The organism is Pseudomonas fragariae (ex Marin et al. 2024) (assembly GCF_059621105.1).
This window is the reverse complement of record NZ_CM184369.1, coordinates 2,050,975-2,073,436: the sequence shown is the minus strand read 5'-3', so window position 1 is coordinate 2,073,436 and position 22,462 is coordinate 2,050,975. Positions and strand designations below refer to the sequence as shown.

3 protein-coding genes are annotated in these 22,462 nt (G+C 64.8%); all 3 read right to left on the bottom strand.

Translation table 11 applies throughout. From position 1 onward, the window contains the following. Window positions 1–10: 10 nt before the first annotated feature. From AC54XV_RS09220 to AC54XV_RS09210, 3 genes are read right to left on the bottom strand one after another with little or no spacing between them, the layout of a single operon-like run. Window positions 11–9,193 (bottom strand): hybrid non-ribosomal peptide synthetase/type I polyketide synthase, encoded by a 9,183-nt coding sequence (locus AC54XV_RS09220; protein WP_496718415.1) that lies wholly within the window; start codon window positions 9,191–9,193, stop codon window positions 11–13. Next, a complete protein-coding gene (locus AC54XV_RS09215; RefSeq protein WP_496718413.1) occupies window positions 9,190–13,302 on the bottom strand; it encodes a non-ribosomal peptide synthetase in 4,113 nt (1,370 codons plus the stop codon). The genes AC54XV_RS09220 and AC54XV_RS09215 overlap by 4 nt, the downstream gene beginning before the upstream one ends. After that, window positions 13,299–22,364, bottom strand: a complete 9,066-nt coding sequence (locus tag AC54XV_RS09210) for a non-ribosomal peptide synthetase (protein ID WP_496718411.1) — start codon at window positions 22,362–22,364, stop codon at window positions 13,299–13,301. The genes AC54XV_RS09215 and AC54XV_RS09210 overlap by 4 nt, the downstream gene beginning before the upstream one ends. Window positions 22,365–22,462: the final 98 nt, after the last annotated feature.

Sequence of the window (22,462 nt, the reverse complement as noted above, 5' to 3'; positions counted from 1 at the left end):
GCCGTTACGTTCAGCCCTGCGCCGCCGACAGGTCCGCATTGATCATCTCGGCAATCACCTGCGCCCAGGGCGCTGCGACAATGCCGTAGTGGTCGGTGTCCAGTGCTTGCCAGCTCGACATGTGCGGCAACAGCCTTTGCCAGGCGCGCTGCAGATCGGCGATCCGCCAGGCGCTGCCCATGCCGTAAGGATTGGGCTGCGTGGCAATGAACAGCCGCACTGGAGTGCGCGCCAGCGTCACGGGCTGGTGGCCCGCCATGCTCGCCATATTGTTCTGGCAGCAGACAATCAGGCTTTGCAGGTAACGCGGCGTGTCTTCGCTGGCCGCGCTGGTGGTCGTGTTGAGGCCGCGCCGTGCAGAAAACTCGCGCTGGAAGACCTGCTGAATCTGCGCTTCGCCGATCTGCGCCAGCTCGGTGCCCGCATCCGGCGCGGGGGGATCGATCAGGTACAACAATGGCTGCTCGCAATCCTCCTTTAACAGGCTGCACATCGCCTGCGTCACCCACGCGCCGAACGACCAGCCGGCCAGCCGCCATGCCGTGCCGTCGGGGTGATGGGCCTGCAACGCCTTGAGATACAGTTGCGCGCGCTCATCCACGCTGATGTTCGGCAATTCGGGCAGGCGCAAGGCCGGATCGGCGATCACCCACACGCCCAGATCAGGGTGCAGCGCCGAGGCCAGCTCGCGGTACGCCTGCACGTCGCCACCCACCGGGTGAATCAGATACAGGCGCTCGCGGCCCGCGCCCGCATGCCACTGATCGATCCTCACCGCATCGGCCCATTGGTCTTCGTCCGCAGCCGTTCCGGCCGCTGACGCCTGCACCAGCGCCAAGACCTCGGTCAGGCTGACCTTGTGGCTGAACTGCGACAACTGGAAGACCACGCCGGTCGCGGCCTGCAGTTCATCGATCAGGTCCAGCAGGGTCAGAGAATCGGCGCCCAGCTCATAGAGCGAGGCATCCGGCTGCAGAGCATTCACACCAAGCCATTTGCACAGGCAGTCATGCAGATGCCCGGGCAGACGGTCCGGCGCTTCAGTGTCTGCCGCCAGCGCTGGCGCAGTATCAGCCAGCGTCGCCACTGCACTGTGGCGAACCGGGTAAAAGTGTCGTGCCGTCGCTGGATCGGTGGTCGATATCAGCAGCTGCGGCAGTTGAGCCGTCATCGCCGCATCGAATACCCGGCAGCCCTCCTGCGCCGACATGCCGACCGCCAGATGCCGCTGGTGCGCGTCATCCCCGACGCCACTGGCAGCGGCCATGCCGACATCGCGCCAGATGTCCCAGTTGATGCCCAGACGCACACAGCCATTTTCGGCATGCGGCCGGTAGTGGGTAAAACCGTCAAGCATGGCACTGGCGGCGGCGTAGTCCAGGTGCCCGGCGCCACCGAACAGTGCCGACATCGAAGAGCAATACAGCACGAACCCCGGATTCATCTGCTCGATCAACGCTTCGACCGCCAGCATGCCGCGGGTCTTGCTGGCCATCGCCTCGGACAGCACGTGAGCCTCGCGCTGACGGATCAGGCTGCCCGCTCCGGTGCCGGCCGCGTGAATCACGCCGTCAAAATGCCCATAACGCTCACGCAACTGTTCAAGCACCGTGGGCCAGCGCGCCAGGTCGGCGATATCCGCAGCGATGCTATCGATGCGCGAAGCGTAGGCGTGCAGTTGTTTCGGACACTCGCCACCTCGCGACAGCAGCACTATCCGCCGCTGGCTGGATTGCAGCAGGTGTTCACACAAGGTACGCCCGATGCCGCCTGTACCGCCGAGCACCAGCAACGTGCCGTTCGCCGGCAACAGATTCGAACCAGCCGTCGGAGTCACCAGCGGACTGGGCAGCAGCTGTGGCTGCCACAGATAACCGTCACGAATGGCCATGCGCCGCGGCAGCGACGCCGGTTCGGCCAGCAGCGCCGCCAGGTGCCGCGCCTGAGTGCTCAACTGCGCCATGGGCAGGTCCAGCCAATGACAGCGTATCGGGTACTCCTGCGGCGCCACTTCGGTGATACCGGCCAGCGCCGCCAGTTCAGGACGCAAGACCTGACCGTTCACCGGGCATGCCTGCCAGGACAACAGCCAGAGCCGCAGGGCGGTCTTCTGTACGTTCTGTCCCCAGGCCTGCAATAACGCGCTGAGCGTATCCAGACAGGCCCATTGCGCGGCCGCAAGGCTTTGCTCGTCAACCGACCCGCCCACCGACAGCGGCAAGGCATGCAGCCAGTCCAGTTCGCTCGCCGTCTGCCCATTCTGATCGAGCGTGGCGATCAATCGACCAAACGCCACAGGGTCCAGCGGGTCGAGCTCATAACGATTCGGGCCAAGCTGCTGGTAGCCATTGCCGGCCTGCACCTCGATGACATGCCGATAGACACCCTGCAGACTGCCAAGCGTGGTGGCCTCCAGACGCTCATGGCTACACACCACCAGCACGTCACGACCCTCACCAGTCGGTTGTGTACGCAGACGGTTTACCCGCTGCCACTGACGCTGATAAAACCAGTCTGCCAGCGGCTGGCGCTCGACGGCTGACGACTTCTGCAGTTCGGTACGAACGGCCGGTTTGAAGCGGAAGGTCTGCAGATCGAATGCCGAGGGAGGCAAGTCCCAGGGTGGCGGCGTCGAACCGGTCGCCCCTTCGATGCTGGCCCCCGCATACCAGGCGTCCAGCAGGGCCTGGGGCGAATGCTCGCTGGCGTTCACTCGCACGTCCGAAAGCGTCACCTGCTTGATCGACGAGGCTTGCAGGCGCGGTGTCTGACCGGGCTGGCAGATCATCGCGAAGCGCCAGGGCAACGCGCGTCGACCGTTTTGCAGGTAACGCAGCAGCGCAGCCTGCTGATCGGGAAAGGCGTTGAGCCAGGCTTCAATCGCCAGCATGTCCCGCTCCAGGGCAGTACGGCTGTGCGCCGACAGCAGCAGGCACGCCGGGCAATCCTCGACGCGGTCTGTCTGCTGCGGCGCGGCGCCGACAATCACATGCGCGTTGGTGCCACCGATGCCGAAACTGCTGACCCCGGCCAGACGCCGACGCCCCTCGGGCCAGGGCCGTGAGGTGGTGGGAATGTAGAACGGCGAGTGCTCTAGGTCGATTTGCGGATTGATCCGGGCAAAGCCCAGGTTGGGCGGGATCACCCCGTGAAACACGGCAAGCGTCGCGCGAATCAGCCCGACCACGCCGGCAGCCGCGCCCAGATGACCCACCTGGCTTTTCACTGAGGCCAGCGCGCAACGGGCGGCCGGCGCCGCGCCGAACGCCTTGGTCAAAGCAGCCACTTCGATCGGGTCGCCCAACAGCGTGCCGGTACCATGGGCCTCGATGTAGCCCATGTCGGCGCCATTGACCCCGGCCTTGCGCAGCGCCTCGCTGATCACCGCGCTCTGCCCCGCCACCGACGGCGCGGTGTAACTCATCTTGGCGCGGCCATCGTTGTTCAGCGCAGAGGCTTCGACCAGTGCGTAGATCCGGTCGCCGTCGGCCTGGGCGCGCTCCAGCGGCTTGAGTACCACCACCCCGTAACCGCTGGCACCGATGGTGCCGCTGGCGTCGTCACTGAACGGACGGCACAGCCCGTCGCGGGAAAAAATGTGCTGCGGGCGATAACGATAGCCATCGGTCAGAGTCGGGTCGATCAACACCCCGGCGGCCAGCATCACGTCACTGTCGCCCTGACGCAGCATCGCCGCCGCCAGGTGCACGGCAATCAGCGAGCTGCCGCACGCCGCCTGAACGCTGAGTGCCGGACCGCCGAGGTCGAGGTGGTAAGCCGCCTTGGTGGCCAGAAAGTCCTTGTCGTGGTGCAGCGCCATCTGAAAGCCGTCCGGCAGATCGCCCTCGGCGGTTTCGCGCAGCATTTGCTGGAAATACGTGGTTTCGCCGCAACTGGCGATCAGGCCGATGCGCGGCCCGTCGGCTGCGGGCGTGAGCCCCGCATGTTGCAGTGCCTGCACGCAGCCCATCAGCAGATGCCGCTGTTGCGGGTCCATCAGCCGTGCTTCCTGCAGGCTGATGCCGAAATACTCGGGATCGAAATCCAGCAGGCCGCTCAGTTGACTGCGCGCACCGACCAGCCCCTCGGCAGCGTCAAACCGCTCGATGCCCAAGCCATTTCCTTGAACCATCGCCCAGAACTCGGCGAGGTTGCTCGCGCCGGCCACATTCACCGACATGCCGATGATCGCCATGGGTTGTTCGCCAGCCTTGGCGACTCGCTCATGGCCCTTCCCTGCACCGGGCGTTTGCCCTGCCGGTCCGGAGAGATGCTGCGCAAGACGGCGCACGCTGACATGCTCGAACAAGGCGGCCATGGCCACTGGCTGCGCCAGTGCCTCGTTGTAGCGGGCATGCAGGCGCATCAGGCCGAGGCTGGTGGCGCCGGCTTCGAAGAAGGTCTGATCAGGCTCGATGTCGCGACCGATGACCGCCACGAACAACTCGCTCAGTTGCTGCTCAAGTGCGCTCAACGGTGCCGCAGGCAGCCCGGAGCGTTGCCGTTGCAGCACCTCGCCCAGATCACCCAGCGCCCTGCGATCGATCTTGCCGCTCGGCGTACGCGGCCAGGCGTCGACCCGCCGGTACTCGTCGATACGCACATGCGCCGGCAGGTGCAGGCTGATCTGTCGGTCAAGCTGCTGTGCATCGGGCAGCGTACCCTCGCTGTGCAACCAGGCCACCAGCCGGGGCGGCTCAGCCTGCATGGCCACCACCGCGTTGCTCACCTGAGCGACCTGCATCAGCGCGGCCTCGATCTGCCCCAACTCAAGACGCTGGCCACTGATCTTGATCTGCTGATCGTCCCGGCCCAGGTAGTGCAGGCAGGCGTTTGCATCAGCCCGCGCCAGGTCGCCGGTGCGATAGAACAGGGTCAGGCCCTCAGGCTGCGGCAACTCGACAAAACGCGCGGCATTCAGCGCCGGGTCAGCGAGGTAGCAGCGCGAAATCATCGGCCCTGCCACCAGCAGATAGCCCTGGCTGCCACTCGGCACCGGTCGGTCGTGTTCGTCCACCAGCAGCAGGCGTGCATTGCTCACTGCGCGCCCGATCGGCGCGCGCAGTGGCCAGTCCTGAACCGCCGCAGGCAAACGCCAGGCGCTGACCACGTGAGTTTCGGTCGGGCCGTAATGATTGAACAGCCGTGCCTGCGGCATGCCGCCAAACCAGTTGCGCAATGCCTCGGTGCACAGCAGTTGCTCGCCCGCCGTGATCACCTCGCGCAACGCCTGCGGATACACACTCTGGCTGACAGCGGTCTGCGCCAGATGCTGCAAGGCCACGCACGGCAGGAACAGCCGTTCGATGCGCGTCTGTACCAGATAGCTCAGTAATGCCTGGGCATCCTGCCGCCAGCGCGGGTTGATCAGGTGGTAACAGCCTCCGCCACAGAGGGTGCTGAAAATCTCCTGAAACGACACATCGAACGACAGCATGGAGAATTGCAGGGTCACTGACTTCGCGAGCAACTGCCCCTCGTTGCGCTGCCAGTGCAACAGATTGCAAAGGGTCCGGTCCGGCACCTGAACCCCTTTCGGCGTTCCCGTCGAACCGGACGTGAACAGCGTGTACAACGGTCGTTCGCCCGCATGACGGCGACGTTCGAACGGCCGTGCGGCAGCGCTCAGGTCGACGCGATGACAGACTCGTGGGTCTGCGCTTAACTGCGCCAGTGCTGCCTCGGTGGCCGCGCTGTACAGCACACAGCCGGGCTGCGCCTGCTGCATGACCTGGCGCTGCACCGCCAGCGGATAGCCAGGGTCCAGAGGCACCGCCGTCAAATTCAGCCTGGCCAGCGCCAGCAAGGCCACGATGTGCTCGACCGACGCCTCGAGGTACAGGACCACTTGCAGCGGCGCACTATTTTCCTCCGGCAGCGGACACTGCTCGACCAGGGTGGCCGCCAGCGTATCGGCCAGTGCATCCAGTTCGGCGTAGCTGATGCACTGCTGATCATCGATCAGTGCCGGAGCATCCGGCGTGCAACTCACCTGATAGGCGAACCAGTCGGCCACGGTGTTGAACGGCAGCTCAGCGCTGTCGCCCTGACTGGCGGGCGGCAGGCTGAAGCGGTAAGGCGTAAGCAGCGCATCGAGTGTGACCGTCGGTTGCTCCAGCAGCAGATCAAGCCCCTGCTGCAAGAGCTGATTGACGGCGACCATTTGGCCCGCATCGAAATAACTGCTCTGGTACTCCCACCAGCATTCCAGCTGTGACCCGGCATCGACCACCAGCAAGGTCAGCGGGCATTTGGCCTGCACGGTCTCGTTGAATTCCAGCGTGGCGCGCAGGCCGGTTTGGGCCAGCCTGGCGTAGTCGGTGTTTTCCAGCACAAACATGAAATCGAACAGCGCACTGCTCGACGACAACCGCAGGTCTTCCACCAGGTCCGCCAGCGCGACGTCCTGCAAGGCCAGCACCTCACGCACAGTGGCGGTCTGCTGATGCAGCTGCTGGTCAAGCGCCTTGTCGCGGTCGAACGCCGTGGGGATCAGCACGGTATTGGCGAACATCCCGATGGCGTCTTCGAATTCGCTCAGCGGACGGTTGGATACCGGGCTGGCGATGCGTGGCCGTTCACAGCCGGTCAGGGCGTAAATGCTCCAGGCATAGACGCTGAACAGCACCTCATAACGAGTGACGCGCTGGCGGCTGCAAAACCGATCCAGTGCAGCACTGCGCGTGGCTCCCAGCGGCTGACGATAGAGCCGTGCCTGCGGTCCAGGCTCGCGAACCGGCAGCAGCGCGGGCGAAGACGCCGGGTGCTGACGGTGCAACCCGGCCAGCGCGCGACGCTGATCGCGGTAACGCGGGTCGACCCGCCATTGCCGTTGCCAGAGCGCAAACTCCAGCGTGCCCAGACCCGGCGAAGGCTCGGCACTCGGCCGCCCCTGCAGCGCATCGTCGTACAGTTGCACCAGGTCATCGAACAACAGGTTCATCGACCAGCCATCGATGGCCACGTGGTGCAGGTTCAGCAGCAAGCGACAGCTGCCATCGGCAAACGGCAACAGCCAGGCCTTGCACAGGGCCGATGTCGCCAGATCGAAAGGTGTGTCGAAGACCAGGGCTGCAAAGCTGCGCCAGGTCTGTTCACTGAACGCTCCTGTGGCAAAGGTCTGGCACACCGCGTCCCGTTGGTGAACCTGCTGATGCAGCCCGTCGGCAGCGGACACGAACGCCGTGCGCAGCCCGCTGTGCCGAGTCAACAGACGCTGCACGGCGTCGACCAGTGCGGAGAGTTGAACACCCGCCGCCAGGTGCAGGATGAGCGGCACGTTGTAGGCGGTCGCCTGCGGCGTGCGCTGCTGCATCAGCCACAGGCGACTTTGCTCGGCCGTCGCTGGCGCACGCCCTGAACGGTTGACGGGCGGCGCAGGCGGATAGGCCGACGCCTCACCCTGCTCATCACCGAGTCGCTCGGCCAGTGCCGAAAACGATTCGCTCAGCACCGCACCCAGCGTGATTTCGCGCCGCCAGTGGGTGCGGATTGCAGAGCGCAAACGCATGGCCTTGAGCGAGTCGCCGCCGCTGCCCAGCCAGTCATCGTCGCCGTTCAGCTCAGGTTGCGCCAACAACCTGCGGGCCTGGCTCAGCAGCCAGTCCAGCGCGGGCGAGAGTTGCTCGTCTGCACGAGAACCCGCCTGCGGGCGCCACGGTTTCAAGGGCTGCTCCAGCAGCGCACGCTGATCGATCTTGCCATTGCTGGTCAGCGGCAGGCGCTGCAGCACAACCAGTTGATGCGGGCGCATCCATACCGCCAGGTTGTCGCGCAGATGCTGGTCGAAATCGCGATAGTCCAGCGCCTCGCGCGGCACGATGAAGGCCAGCAACTGGTGGTCTTCGGCCGCCTGGCGACGGGTACAGACATGCACCTGCGCCACCTGCGGATGCTCCAGAATGCGCTGCTCGACCTCGCCCGGCTCGATGCGAAAACCGCGGACCTTCACCTGACGATCAATCCGCCCCAGGTACTCGATCAGCCCGTCGGCATTGACCCGCACCTGATCGCCGGTTCGGTAATGCAGCACGTCCCCGGCATCGATTGTCGGCAGGCGCAGGAAACGCTGTTCAGTCTCTGCAGCACGGTTGCGGTAACCGCGTGCGACCCCGCTGCCACTCAGGTAAAGCTCACCCGCCTCGCCGCTGGCAACCGCCCGCTGTTGCGGGTCAAGCACCTGCACGCCGGTGTCAGGCAATGGCCGACCGATCGGCACTGCGTCACCGGCAAAATCGCGGGGGATCGGGTAGCACACGGCGAAGGTGGTGCATTCAGTAGGTCCGTAGGCGTTGAAAATCCGGCAGCGGCTGTCGGGATTGGCCTGATACCAGGCACGCACCGCTGCGGCGCTGACCTGCTCACCGCCGATCAGCACCTGGCGCAGGCTGGCGAAACAGGCGGGGTTATCTGCGCTCAAGGTGTTGAACAACGAAACGGTCATGAACAGGCTATCGACCTGCTGCGTTTCCAGAACCCTGGCCAGTTGCTGTGCGTCCTGCAGGTCTGCGTCGGCAATGATGACGCAACAACCGCCGTTGAGCAGCGGTGCCCACAGTTCGAAGTTACAGGCGTCGAACGCCGGGTTGGACAAACAGGCCACGCGCTCGCCTGCGCGAATATCCAGGCAGCCGTCGGTCCGGGCCAGACGCAACAGGCCACGCTCGCCCACGTCCACGGCTTTCGGGGTGCCGGTGGTGCCCGAGGTGTAGAACAGGAAGCTCGACACGGCAAAATCCTCGGGCAGCCGCAGTGCAGGCTGATCGGGGAATTCCAGCAGGGCTTCGACGCTGACGTACCAGCCGTGTTGTGGCGCTGCCAAACTGTCCGCGTCTTCGCCGAGGGTCACCAGCCCGACGCAGCCTGCGTCGTCGAGCATCAATTGTCGACGCCGGGCCGGGCTGGCCCGATCCAGCGGCACCACCACAGCCCCGACTTTCAGCACGGCCAGTATCGTGGCGACCCATTGCCAGCAGCGCGGCATGCACAGGGCAATCGGCTCCGCAGGGCTTGCGCCTTGTGCCAGCAGCCCTTTGGCGATGCGTTCACTGGCGCTGGCCAGTTGCGCGTAGGTCAGCCGTACCTGTCGATCGACCACGGCCAGCGCCTGGGGATCACGGCGTACCTGCTCGGCAAAACGCGACAGCAGGGTCTGGGGGTTGCGGGCGATATTCTCCTCGTGCCGGTTCATCATTGCGCCTCCTGCGTGTCGAAACGTTGCAGCTCTTGCCTGAGCGTCTGCGAGACCCGATGCACCTCGGCGCTTTCCAGCATGTCCCAGTGCCCGCCATTTACCAGCCGGGCCTTGTAACCGTTACCCGCGCGACGACGCCAGAAGCTGCGCAGCTCATGCAACTGCGTGCGGGTAAAGCCTTCGCGAGCCTGAATCAGCACGATGCGCCCGGCTTGCGGCGCGCACTCGTACGCGGCCATGGCCAGACGGTTGTGGTTGTAAAGATGGAAATACCGCTCGACCTGCGCGTCTTCGATGCCGGGGTACATGCCGTTGAAGCGCACCAGCTTGTCGCGAAACTCCGCCATGTCCACAGTCCCGATCTGTTGCCGGAACCCCGGGTCATCCGAGCCCTGGGTATCGAGCAGCACCACCGTCACCTGACGATGGCCGGCAGCTGTCAGACGGCGGGCCATTTCGTACGCCACCAGGCCACCGAACGACAGTCCGGTGAGCACCAGCGGCTGTGAGGTCAACGCCGCGATCCGCCGCAAATAGGCGTCGGCCATGGCTTCGACGCTCGGCTCGGTGCTTTCTCCGGGGTTCAACCCTGGCGATTGCACACCGTACACACCGATGCTGTCCGGCAGTTCCTTGGCCAGTGACAGGTAGCAGAACGCCGTGCCGCCCGCCGGGTGAATGCACACCACGTTGCGTTGCCCGGCGCCGCGCCGGAATTCGATCAGGTTGTCCTGTGCCGCGGCCAGGCTGGCCCCGGTACGCAGCCAGCCGCCCAGCGCCTCGATGGTCGGGTGGCCGAGGATCACGCGCACAGGCACCTCGACGCTGAACGCCCGGCCAATTTCGTAGGCCATCTTGATCGCCGCAATCGATGTCCCGCCGACGTTGAAGAAGTTGTCGCGAATGCCGATCTGCGGCACCAGCAGCAGGTCTTTCCAGATCTGATACAGGGTCAGCTCGATATGGTCACGGGGGCTGCCGAGATTGACCTGCCGGTCGGCCAGATCCTGATCGGCCTGTGCCGCGAGCGCTGCACGGTCGACCTTGCCGTTGACCGTCAACGGCAAGGCGTCCAGCCACAGATAAGCGCTGGGCATGACGGCGCTGGACAGGGTCGTTGCCAGATGCGCACGCAGTGCGGATTCATCCACTGGGCTATCGGTAACGCAGCACGCCACCAGGCGCTGGTTCTGCGCAGTATCACCGACGATCAATGCCACACTGGTGCGAATACCGGGGAACAGGTCCAGCCGCGCTTCGATTTCACTCAGTTCCAGGCGAATGCCACGCAACTTGACCTGAAAGTCGTTGCGACCGAGAAACTCCAACTGACCGTCCGGACGATAACGCGCCAGGTCGCCGCTGCGGTACAGCCGGTCACCGGCAACGAACGGGTTGTCGATAAACCGTTCGGCAGTCAGCTCGTCGAGCCCCAGATAACCCCGTGCGACGCCTACACCACCAATGTGCAACTGACCGGTGACCCCGGCCGGCACCGGCGCATCACGCTCGTCGAGCACGTAAAAACGGGTGTTGGCGATGGGCCGTCCGATGGGCAATTGGCGCGGCGGGACGTCGGCACCGGGCTGCAGCGTCCAGACACTGCTGATCACTGTGGTTTCGGTCGGACCATAGACGTTGTGCAGGCGGGCATGTGGCAGACGCTGCTGAAACAGCCTGGCCACTGCGGACGACAGCTCCCCGCCGCCACTGAACACATCCTTGAGGGTGTGACAGGCGCTGACCTCTTCGACCTCCAGAAACAGTTGCAACATGGCTGGCACGAACACCATCGCGGTAACGCTTTGTTCGCGCACCACCTGCGCCAGGTAACCGGGTTCGAAATGCCCGCCGGGACGGGCGATGACCAGCCTGCCACCGGTAAGCAACGGCCAGAAGATCTCCCAGGCCGAGGCGTCGAAACCGAATGGGATCTTGTGCAACATGCTTCCACATTCGCCGCAGAACTGCTGACACCACAACAGCAGGTTGCTCAGGCCGCGATGCGTGACCATCGCCCCCTTGGGCAGCCCCGTGGTGCCGGAGGTGTAAAGCACATACGCCAGGTGGTCGGCGTTCACACCGACACGCTGCGTCTGCGGATTGTCCGACGGGCACTCGGCCCAGAGCACGGCATCGGCCTGCACGTCGAGGATCGGCACTTCGCAGTCCGCTCCTTGTAAAGCTTCGCGCAGGATCTTGCGCGTCGGCCCTTGGGCAAGCAGCACCACGGGGGACGTGTCATCGAGAATATGCCGCAGGCGTCCCGATGGATAATCCGGGTCCAGCGGCACATAGGCGCCCCCGGCCTTGAGCACCGCCAGCAAGGCCACGGGCAGTTCCAGCGAGCGCTCGATACAGACCGCCACGCGCACATCCGGGCCGACGCCGAGGGTGAGCAAGTGATGCGCCAGGCGGTTGGCCTGAGTGTTGAGCTGGCTGTAGCTCAGCGATCGACCCTCGAAGATGACCGCACACTCGGCCTGCCGACGCGTGACCTGAGCTTCGATCAGGCGATGCACGCAGTCGACGGGCTGAGCCAGCGGTGCCGGGCTATTCCACTCATGCAGTATCTGTGCGCGTTCGGCATCGCTGATCAGCGTCAGTGCACCCACAGGCTGCTTGGGGTTCAGCGCCACCTGCTCCAGCAACTGACGATAGTGCCCGCTCAGGCGCTCGATGCTGGTCTGGTCAAACAGATCAGTGTTGTATTCCACCAGCAGGCTCAGCACACCGTCGCGCTCGACCCATTCGAACGCCAGGTCGAACTTGGCCGTGGCGCTCCCGGTGCCGTATGGGGTCATGCTCAGGCCCGGCATCTGTGCGGCGTTGCCCGGGGTGTTCTGCAACACCATCATCACCTGAAACAGAGGCGAATACGCGGTATCGCGCGGCGGGTTGACGGCCTCCACCACGCGGTCGAAAGGCACATCCTGATGCGCGTGAACATCCAGCAGAGTGGCGCGCACTTCGCGCAACAGCTCGGCAAAGGTCTGCTGCGGATCGAGACGCTGGCGAATCACCTGAGTGTTGACAAAATGGCCGATCAGCGGCTCGATTTCGGGACGGCTGCGGTTGGCGAACGGTGTACCTATGCACAGATCCCGCTGACCGCTGTGGCGCCAGAGCAGGACCGACAGCGCGCCGATCAGCACGTTGAACAGCGTGCCCTGGGTCTGTCTGGCCAGCGCGTTGAGCGCACGCAGGGTGGTGCCGTCGACCGTCGAGCTGAAGGTCGCCCCGACGTAGCGCTGCACGGTCGGACGTGGCCGGTCGGCAGGCATGTCGAGCAGCGGCGGCGCGTCGGCCAGCGTGCGCTTCCAGAAGTCCAGCTGCCCGGCCAGCGCCTCATCACCCAGACGCTGTTGCTGCCAGCAGGCGTAATCGGCGTACTGCACCGCCAGCGGCGCCAGACTGGACCCCCGACCGCACAGAAAATCGCCATACAAGGCGGTCACTTCCTGAAGGATCACGCCCATCGACCAGCCATCGGCAATGATGTGGTGCACGCTGTACAGCCAGAGATATTCCTCATCCGCCAAACGCAGCAGCGAGGCCCGCAGCAACGGGCCGCTGGCCAGGTCAAACGGCGCCTTGGCCTGCTGCTCCACCGCCATGCTGACGTGCGCTTGGCGCGCCGTCGGCGACAGGTCACGCAGGTCGACACCTGGCATCACCAGCGGCATCGCCGGGTGCACAATCTGCCGTGGCTCGCCATCCACGCTGGCAAAGGTGGTGCGCAATATTTCATGGCGCATGATCAATTCGTTCAGCGCCCGCTCCAGCGCCGACACATCCAGCACGCCTTTCAGCAGCACCGCAGTGGGCACGTTGTAGAACGCATTGCCCGGCTCCATCTGATCGAGAAACCACAGCTGGCGTTGTGAAAACGACAGCGCAACAGCCGTTTGCCCGGCAGCACGCCGAGGGATCGCGGCGGGGTCGGTGCCGCTCAGCAAGGCAATCAGTTCTGCCTTGTGCTGCTTGAGCGCCTGCAACATCTCGTCATTCAGAAACCCGCGCGGCGCCTTGCAGCGCAGTTTCTCGCCGTCCACTTCAAGCACCACGGCGTGACGACCGAACAACTCCAGCAATTGATAGGCATTCATATCTCTATCTCCTCCATGTCGCTGGCGTCGTCCGTTTGATCCGCAGCAGAAGCGAACGCCTCGACCTGCGCGCGGCGTTGTTCGTCGGCAGTGCGCAGGCCGCCCACCATCGAGTAGATCAACTGATGATTCGGTCCCAGGTCGAACAGGGCCGACAATTGCTGCTCTTCGAGCGAGCCCATGCCACACAGGCCAAGGCCCTGCTGCACCGCCGTCATGCTCAGCAATTGCGCCATGCCCCCGGCTTCGATATGACAGAAGTCGCGACTGCGCTCGCCATACAGCGGCCGGATCGCGGCCATGTCGGCGATGAAGAACAGCGAGAAGGCGGCGTCTTCATACACCGGGCGGTTGACGAAATAATCGTAGGTGTCGGGGTCGAGCGGATCGCTGTCGAGCATCAGCAGGCGGTGCTCAACCGGGTCGTAGTAATAGGCACCGGCAGCAACGCAGGTCACCCGCTGGGGTTTGACGTACAGGTAGCACTGGATCGGGTACAGGCCACCTGCGGACGGGAACTGATATTTGACCTCGCCGTGCAGTTGCCCCTGCGCCAGGCTGGCCAGTAACCCGGCAAACGCCTCGGTGGGAACGGGTCGGTCGGCGAATTGGCGTACCGAGCGATAGTCGCTGAAGCGTCGCGCGAACGCCGGGTCATCCGGACGCGCAAGGTCCAGCGCCACAACCTGCGGGGCGAAGGTCCGCCGCCCGCGCTGATCGGCCTTGAAGCGCGCCCGCTGCTGTGGATCTTCAATCACCTGCTCGGGCGAACCCGCGTGCTGACGAACGCTGTCGACCATGCTGGCATTGGCCAGATTCCGGCGGTACATGCCGAGCAGGTTGAGCAGCGTCGGCTGCGCCAGCAGTTGCGCAACGTTGGGACGGAACTGCAGTTCGCCGGACAGCGCATTGCTGATCCTGACAATGTCGATCGAGGTGGCGCCCAGGTTGAGCAAATTGGCGTCGGCAGCGATCGAAGCACGCTTGAGCACGTTCTGCACGATCATCACCAGTTGTTGCTCCTGTGGCCCCTGCACTTCCAGCGCGGGGCCGGCATCCTGAACCTGCGACGGCTCCGGCAGGCGCTTCTTGTCGACCTTGCCGTTGGCCGACAGCGGCCATTCCTGCACGAAGGTAAACGACGTCGGCACCATGTAGGCCGGCAGTTTGTCTGCCAGGTACTGGGTAAAATCACTGGCCTGCAACGAGGGATCGGCCTTGAGTACGTAGCCCGCAAGCCGCTTCTCGCCCAGCGCTTCGCCGAGCACCCGCACCACGGCGCTCTGCGCGCCGGGATGGCGATTGAGCGCCGCTTCGATCTCGCCCAGCTCGATGCGGTGCCCCTGGACCTTGACCTGGGTGTCTTCCCGCCCGAGAAACTCGATATTGCCGTCGGGCAGCCAGCGGCCCAGGTCGCCGGTCCGGTACAGACGTTCGCCGGTCAGCGGGTGGGCGAAGAAACTGCCGGCACTCAGGGCTTCATCACGCCAATAGCCCTTGGCCAGGCCGATACCGCCGATATACAACTGGCCAGCCACCCAGGTCGGGCGAACCTGCAAGGCGTCATCCAGCACATAGAAGCGCTGGTGATCCAGCGCCTTGCCATAGGGAATACTGCGCCACGTGGGGTCGACCTGCTGCAGCGGATACTGGATCGACCAGATGGACGCCTCGGTCGCCCCGCCAAGGCTGATCAGTTGCAGCGCCGGCTGCAGCGCCCAGGCACGCTCGGGCAGCGTCAGGGGAATCCAGTCGCCTGACAGCATCGCCACGCGCAGGCACGACGGCAACGCGCTGCGCTCGCTTTGCACATACTCCAGCAGCATGCCGAACAAGGCCGGCACCGAATTCCACAGGCTGACCTGATGCCGCTCGATCAGCGTCAGCCAGTGCGCCGGGTCGAGGGCTTGCTGCGGTTCGAGCAGCACCACCGCTGCGCCAGCGGCCAGCGTGCCGAAGAAGTCATAGACCGACAGGTCGAAACTCAGCGACGAAACCGCCAGCACCCGGTCCGCAGCGCCGACGGCAAAGCGCCGGTTGATGTCGAGCAGCGTATTCACCGCACCGCGATGATCGATGACCACGCCCTTGGGCATGCCGGTCGAGCCCGAGGTGTAGATCACATAGGCCAGATCGTCCGGGGTGAGATGCACGGCGTTTAATTCGGCCTGATCGGAACGGCCAGCATCGGCAATGATCGAGTCGCTCACGCTGATGACCTGGACCTGCGCGGGCCACTCGACACGTTGCAGCAGTGCCGGCTGGGTCAGCGCCAGGCTGGCTTCGGCACGTTGCAGAATATGCTCCAGGCGTTCGACCGGCAGTGCCGGGTCGAGCGGCAGGTAGGCCCCGCCGGCGTACTGGATCGCCAGCGTCGCGACGACCTGTTCCCAGCCACGTTCCATGACCACCGCGACCAGTTGATTGGGCACCACGCCGCGACGCTGAAGCAGCGCCGCCAGTTGCCGCGCTTCGGCTCGCAGCTGGCGATAACTCAACTGCCGCTGGGTGCCGATGACCGCCAGCGCATCCGGGGCAGCGAGTGCCTGGCGATCAAACAGTTCGTGCATCAGCGCCGAGTCAGCGGGGCTGGCCTCGGGCACCGGCAAGCGTGCCAGCGGTATCAGGTCCACCGTGCCGGCGTTCCAGGCATCGGCCTGCAGCAGGCGATCCAGCAGCGCGTTGTAGGCGACGAACATCTGCTCGATCAGGCCTTGCGGAAACAATTCGTCGATGCTGTCCCAGTTGAACAGCAGGCGCCCTTCCAGCTCCAGCAGCGTGTGGTCAAGCCAGACCTGCGGGGTCTGGGTGATGCTGTGCATGTGCTCGGCATTCAACGCGTCGGCAAGGTTGAATTCAGCCAGTTCCGGCGCAGCTTCCGACAGGGTGCTGTTGAACACGATCGGCATGGCGGTCTGCTGCACGCCTCGGGCCTGGGACAGTTCACGCAGCACCCGCACGCCGCTGACCACCGAATGGTCGATGTCTTGCCACAACCGTGCCTGCACGGCACGCGCCTTGTCGATGAAGCTCGCGGCCCCGTCCAGATTGACTTCAAGCAAGACCAGCGAAGTGAAGTCACCGATGATCTCATCGACATCCGGGTGCAGCGGCATGCGGTTGAACAGCGGCAGACTCAGCGTGAAGCGCGGCTGTCGACTCCACAGCGCCAGCACCTCGCTGAACGCGGTCAGCAGCATCACCGATGGCGTCACGGCAAATTGCCTGGCGAGTTCCTTGAGCCGTGACCACTGCAACGCTGAAAGCTCGCGGTCGCGGCGGGTAAAGTGCGGCTGGCTGATACTTTCCGGCTGGCACACCAGCGGCAGGTCCGGCGCAGGTGCCAGCGTGGCAACCTTCTCGCGCCAGTAGTCCAGCGCCTGTGCGTAGCGGCTGTCATTGCGCAAGCGCTGCTCGGCCAACACGTAATCGCGAAAGGTCAGCCCCGGTTCGGGCAGTTGCAACTGCGGGTCGGCATAAAAGGCCATCAGTTCGCGCGCCAGAATCTGCGTACTCGCGGCGTCGACGATCAGTGCGTCAAGGCTGATGTGCAGATGGCTGATGCCCTCATCGAGCAACGACAGACTGAACTCGAACAACGGCCAGCGACTGGCGTCCAGCACCTGATGGGACTGACGCTCACGGGTGACTTGCAGGGCCTGCTGCGCAGCATCGGCAGACAGGCCGCGCAGATCGTTGCGTGGCAGGTGATAGATAGGCACGCTGTTGAGGACCTGCTGCGTGCCGTCGCCAAGGAACACCACGCGCAGCATGTCGTGCCGCTGGATCATGCGGTTCAGCGCCTGCTCGAAACGTGGCACGTCGAGGCCGGGGATGCGCAGTTCTTCATAGCCATGGGCACTGACCCCGCCGAGGCTGACCGACGCTTCGCGGCCAAACCAGTACGCCTGCTGGATATCGGTCAGAGGAAACGGCGCGTAACGTGCGCTGCGATCGGCTTCAATCGGGGCAAAGGGTGTGTCGAGCGAAGGCCCGTCACCCCGCCCGAGCCGCACCTGCTCGGCCAGGTCCATCAGCACCGGCGTCTTGAACAGACTGCTCAGGGACAGCTGCGCGCCCATGCGCTGGTTGATCATGTAGATCATCCGCGTGGCCAGCAGCGAGTGCCCGCCCAGTTCGAAAAAGTTGTCGTGGATGCCGACCTGCTGGCACTTGAGCACATCGGCCCAGATACACACCATCTGCCGCTCGGTCTCGTCGCGCGGTGCCACATAGGCACTGGCGGCCTGCCGCTCTGGCGCCGGCAGCGCCTGACGGTCGAGCTTGCCGTTACGGGTCAGCGGCAACTGCGCCAGCGCCACCCAGGCCGTCGGCACCATATGTTCCGGCAGGTGGCGGTGCAGCTCGGCACGCAGTGTTTCGGCGGTTGCAGGCCCCACCACATAAGCCACCAAGCGCTTGTCGCCCGGCACATCTTCGCGCAACAGCACCACCGCTTCCCGCACACCGGGTTGCTGGTGCAGAAGGCTGTCGATCTCGCCCAGTTCGACGCGAAAACCGCGCAATTTGACCTGCTGGTCGATGCGACCCAGGTAGTGCACATTGCCGTCGGCCGCAAATCGCGCCAGATCACCGCTGCGGTACATGCGCGCACCGGACTGCGGGTTGAACGGGTCCGGCAGGAAGCGTTCGGCGCTCAGGTCCGGACGATTCAGATAACCCCGGGCCAGGCAGGCACCGGCGATATACAGCTCGCCTGCCACGCCGACCGGTACCGGGTTCAGGTCGCCGTCCAGCACATACAAACGCGCATTGGCGATAGGCCGGCCAATCGGCGGTGCGTCCGGCCACTGCCCGGCGTCGTCACAGTTCAGGCTGAACTGGCTGACCACGTGGGTTTCGGTCGGGCCGTACTGGTTGTGCAGTTGCGCACCGCCAAGGCCGCAGACAAAGGCACGCAGTTCATCATTGACGAGCAACGCCTCGCCAGCGGTGATGACTTCGCAGCCGCCCTTTGGCAAGGGCATCGGCACCGACGCGTCGGTTTCAGTGAAACTGGCCAGTTGCTGAAGCACGGCGAACGGCAGAAACGCCCGTTGTACGCCCTCGGCCACCAGCGTCGGACGCAGCGCGGCGAGGTCTTTGCGACCGGCTTCGCTCATCAGCACCAGGCTGCCGCCTTGGCACAACGTGCTGCAGATTTCCTGAAACGACACGTCGAAATTCAACGATGCGAATTGCAGCACGCGTTGTGAAACAGGCGTTTGCTCCAGTTGCCAGGCGATCAGGTTATCCAGCGCCGCACGACTGTGCGCCACGCCCTTGGGCCGCCCGGTCGAACCGGAGGTGTAGAGCACGTAAGCCAGGTTACCGGGGCTGACGGGTACTTGCGGGTTGGCCTCGGAATACCCAGACCAGCGCTGCGCCTGTACGTCGAGGCAGCAGATCGGCAGCGTGTCGGGCAACGGCGGCAGACCGGCACGCAGTGCAGTCTGGGTCAGCAGCAGGCTCGGTGCGGCATCCGCGAACATGAACGCCAGACGCTCTGCCGGGTATGCCGGATCGAACGGCACGTAAGCGGCGCCGGTCTTGAGGATGGCCAGCAGGCCGATGACCATCTGCGGCGAGCGCTCCAGGCACAGCCCCACGCACTGCTCAGGCCTCACGCCCTGCTCGATCAGGTAGTTCGCCAGGCGGTTGGCAGACTGATTGAGTTCGGCGTAAGTCAGCGCTCGCTCATCGGCCAGCAACGCCACAGCGTCAGGTGTGCGCTGCGCCACGGCCTCGAAGCGCTTGACGCAATCGGGCTGCGCCGAGGTATCGCGTTCGGTGCGGTTCCAGTCGTAGACGATCCGTCGGTGCTGCTCGGCGTTGAGCAGGTCGAGCGTCGCCAGCGGCTGTTCGCTGTCCTCGACCATCTGCGTGAGGATGCGGCGCAGGTATTCGCCCATCTGCACCACGGTCTCCGGCTCGAACAGCCCCGACGCGTATTCCAAGCCGCCGACGATTTGTCCGTCACGTTCGCTGAGTGCCAGTTGCAGGTCGAATTTAGCCACTGGCTGTACGCTTTGCAGCACGCTGACGTCGAGCCCGGACAATTCCAGATCCGAATCCTGATGCTGCTCCCAGGCGAACAGCACCTGAAACACCGGGCTGTAAGCCAGACTGCGCGGCGGATTGAGCAACTCCACCACTTGATCGAACGGCAAGTCCTGATGTTCCTGAGCGGCAAGCGCAACGCTGCGCGCCTGTTGCAGCCAACTGGCCACCGTCGGGCTGCCGGAGCGGGTCATGCGCAGCGCCAGGGTATTGACGAAGAACCCGATCAACCCTTCCAGCTCCTGCTGGCTGCGGTTCGCCGAGGGCACACCGATGACCACGTCATCCTGCCCCGACAGGCGCATCAACAGCAGCGACCAGGCCGCCAGAAGGTTCATGAACAACGTGGTGCCCTGCTGCGTAGCCAACACTCGGAGCCGTGCCGTCAGCGCACGGTCAAAGACCAGCGGCACGAAGCCGCCGCGGTAATCCTGGGCCGCCGGTCGTTTGTGATCGGTGGGCAACTCCAGCAGTAGCGGCGCACCGCTCAGGGTTTCACGCCAGTAGCGCCGCTGCGCATCCAGCACCTCGCCGCACAGCCACTGGCGTTGCCAGGCCGCGTAGTCCACATACTGAACGGCCAGCGGCGGCAGTGACAGGGACTGCCCGTGCGCGGCCGGTTGCTGAATAGCCGCCTCGTAGAGCAGCCCCAGCTCACGGGTCAGCACGCCCATCGACCAGCCATCCGAGACGATGTGGTGCTGGGTCAGCAGCAACACGTGATCGTCGTCGGCCAGCTTGACCAGGCTGACGCGCATCAACGGCCCCACCGCCAGATCGAACGGCTTGCTGCCCTCTGCGTCGATCAGCGCCAGCAGACGCGCCTGGGCATCGTGCTCGTCGCGCAGGTCAATGACTGGCAACGGCATGATCGCGCCCGCCGCCGCAACACGCTGCCGCCCCTCGCCCTCGACCGTGAAAAACGTGGTGCGCAGCGCCTCGTGGCGGGTCACCAGTTGATTGAAACTGCGCTCCAGCGCGGCCACCTGCAACGGCCCGCGCAGGCGCAGGTTCAAGGGCATGTGGTAAGCCGCATTGCCGCCTTCCATCTGCGCCAGAAACCACAGGCGTTGCTGGGCCGACGACAACGTGTGTGCCTCGCTACGCGCTACAGCCGTGATTGGTGGGCGGGGGCTGCCCTGCCGAGCGGTGCTCAGTCGTTCGGCGAACTGCTGCAGCACAGGGGCGGTAAACAGGGCTGAGGGTGACACCTCCAGATGCAGCGTCTGCCGAACCTTGGCCAGCACGCGCATCACCAGCAGCGAGTGGCCGCCGAGTGCAAAAAAGTGATCCTGGCGACCGACTCGCTCGACACCCAGCACCTCGGCCCAGATGGCCGCAAGTGAGACTTCCAGCGCGCCTTGCGCGGCTTCGAAGACATGCCGATCGAACGCGTCATCCCCCGGCTCGGGCAGCGCGATGCGGTCCAGCTTGCCATTGGCGGTCAGCGGCAGCGCGTCCATGCGCACGAACGCAGCAGGAATCATGTAGTCCGGCAGGCTGAGCTGCAGATGCTGGCGCAGGCCTTTGGGCGTCAGCGCTGCGCCGGTCTGTTCGCGAAAGTAGGCAATCAGCCTGGGCACGCCCGCGCCGTCCTCGCGCAGTACCACCACGTTGTCCCGCACACCGGCAACCTCGGCCAGGCGTGCCTCGATTTCCCCCAGTTCCAGGCGCAGGCCGCGCAGCTTGGCCTGCGAGTCGTTGCGCCCGAGGAACTCCAGATGGCCGTCAGCCCGATAGCGGGCCAGGTCGCCAGTACGGTACAACCGATCACCGGCCACAAACGGGCTGTCAATGAAGCGCTCGCGGGTCAATTCCGGCAAATTCAGGTAGCCACGCGCAACCCCCGCGCCGCCGATGTACAGTTCGCCGGTCACGCCTTGGGGAACCCTATCGCCAGCAGCATCGAGCAGGTAAATCCGCGTATTGGCCAATGCCCGCCCGATGGGCAGCACCGCGTCGACATGGCTGTCGGGTTCGAACTCGAAACAGGTGCTGTCGATGCTCGCTTCGGTAACACCGTAGGCCTGGACGATCTGCGTCTGCTCGCCACACAACCCACGCAGTTGGCGCGCGCTGTGCGCCGTCCAGATGTCCGAACCGCAAACCACCGTACTCATGAACGACAGGTCGCGCCCCGCCTCCTGCGCCCAGACCAGCAACGGGTTGAGCACCGCCGGCACGAAGTCCGCAAAATCGATGCGCGCCTCGCTCAACAGGCGATACAGCGCAGGCGGGTCCATCAGCGTGTCACGCGGGCAGAGCACGAGCGTGCCGCCAAAACCCAGTGCGCGGATCAGGTCGGCGCTGAACACATCGAAGGAAAACCCGGCCATCTGCAGGTGATTGAGTGGCGTGTGCAGCGCGTACAAATGCTCCCAGGCGGTGCTCACCGCGATCAGCCCACGGTGCTCGACCATGACACCCTTGGGCATACCGGTGGAGCCCGAGGTGTAGATCACGTAAGCCAGATGGCGGGACGTCAGACCAACCGCGTGCGGGTCAGGGTTGTGCGTCGGCTGCGCTGCCCACAGCCGGGTATCGGTCAGATCGAGCACCTGCGTTGCGACCTCACCCTCCTCCAGCGCCGCCAGCAACGCCGCGCGCGCCGGAGCGTGGCTCAGCAGCACGCGTGGCGCGCTGTCTGCCAGCATGTGTGCCAGACGGGCTTTCGGGTACGCGGGGTCCAGTGGCACGTAGGCACCGCCCGCCTTGAGTACCGCGAGCACACCGACCAGCATGCCCAGCGAGCGCTCCAGGCAAATCCCGACACGCACATCCGGCCCGACACCAAGGCTGCGCAGGTAATGGGCCAGGCGGTTGGCCTGGGTATTGAGCGTTGCATAGTCAAGCGTGTCCAGTTCGAAGCGTGCCGCTATGGCGTCAGGATTGCGCTGCGCCTGGGCTTCGAAAAGGCCATGAACACATTGGTTTTGGTCAAAGGGTTGCTCTGTATCAGGATGAGCGAAGCCCGTCCCGCGCGAGGAAGATTTGTCGACCATCAGGAATCACCGTCCGTGAGCAGATTATTTTTTTATAAGCAGACGGGAGCGCAGAGCGGCAAGCCCGTCAGGCACGGCATGAGCAATGCCGGATGAAC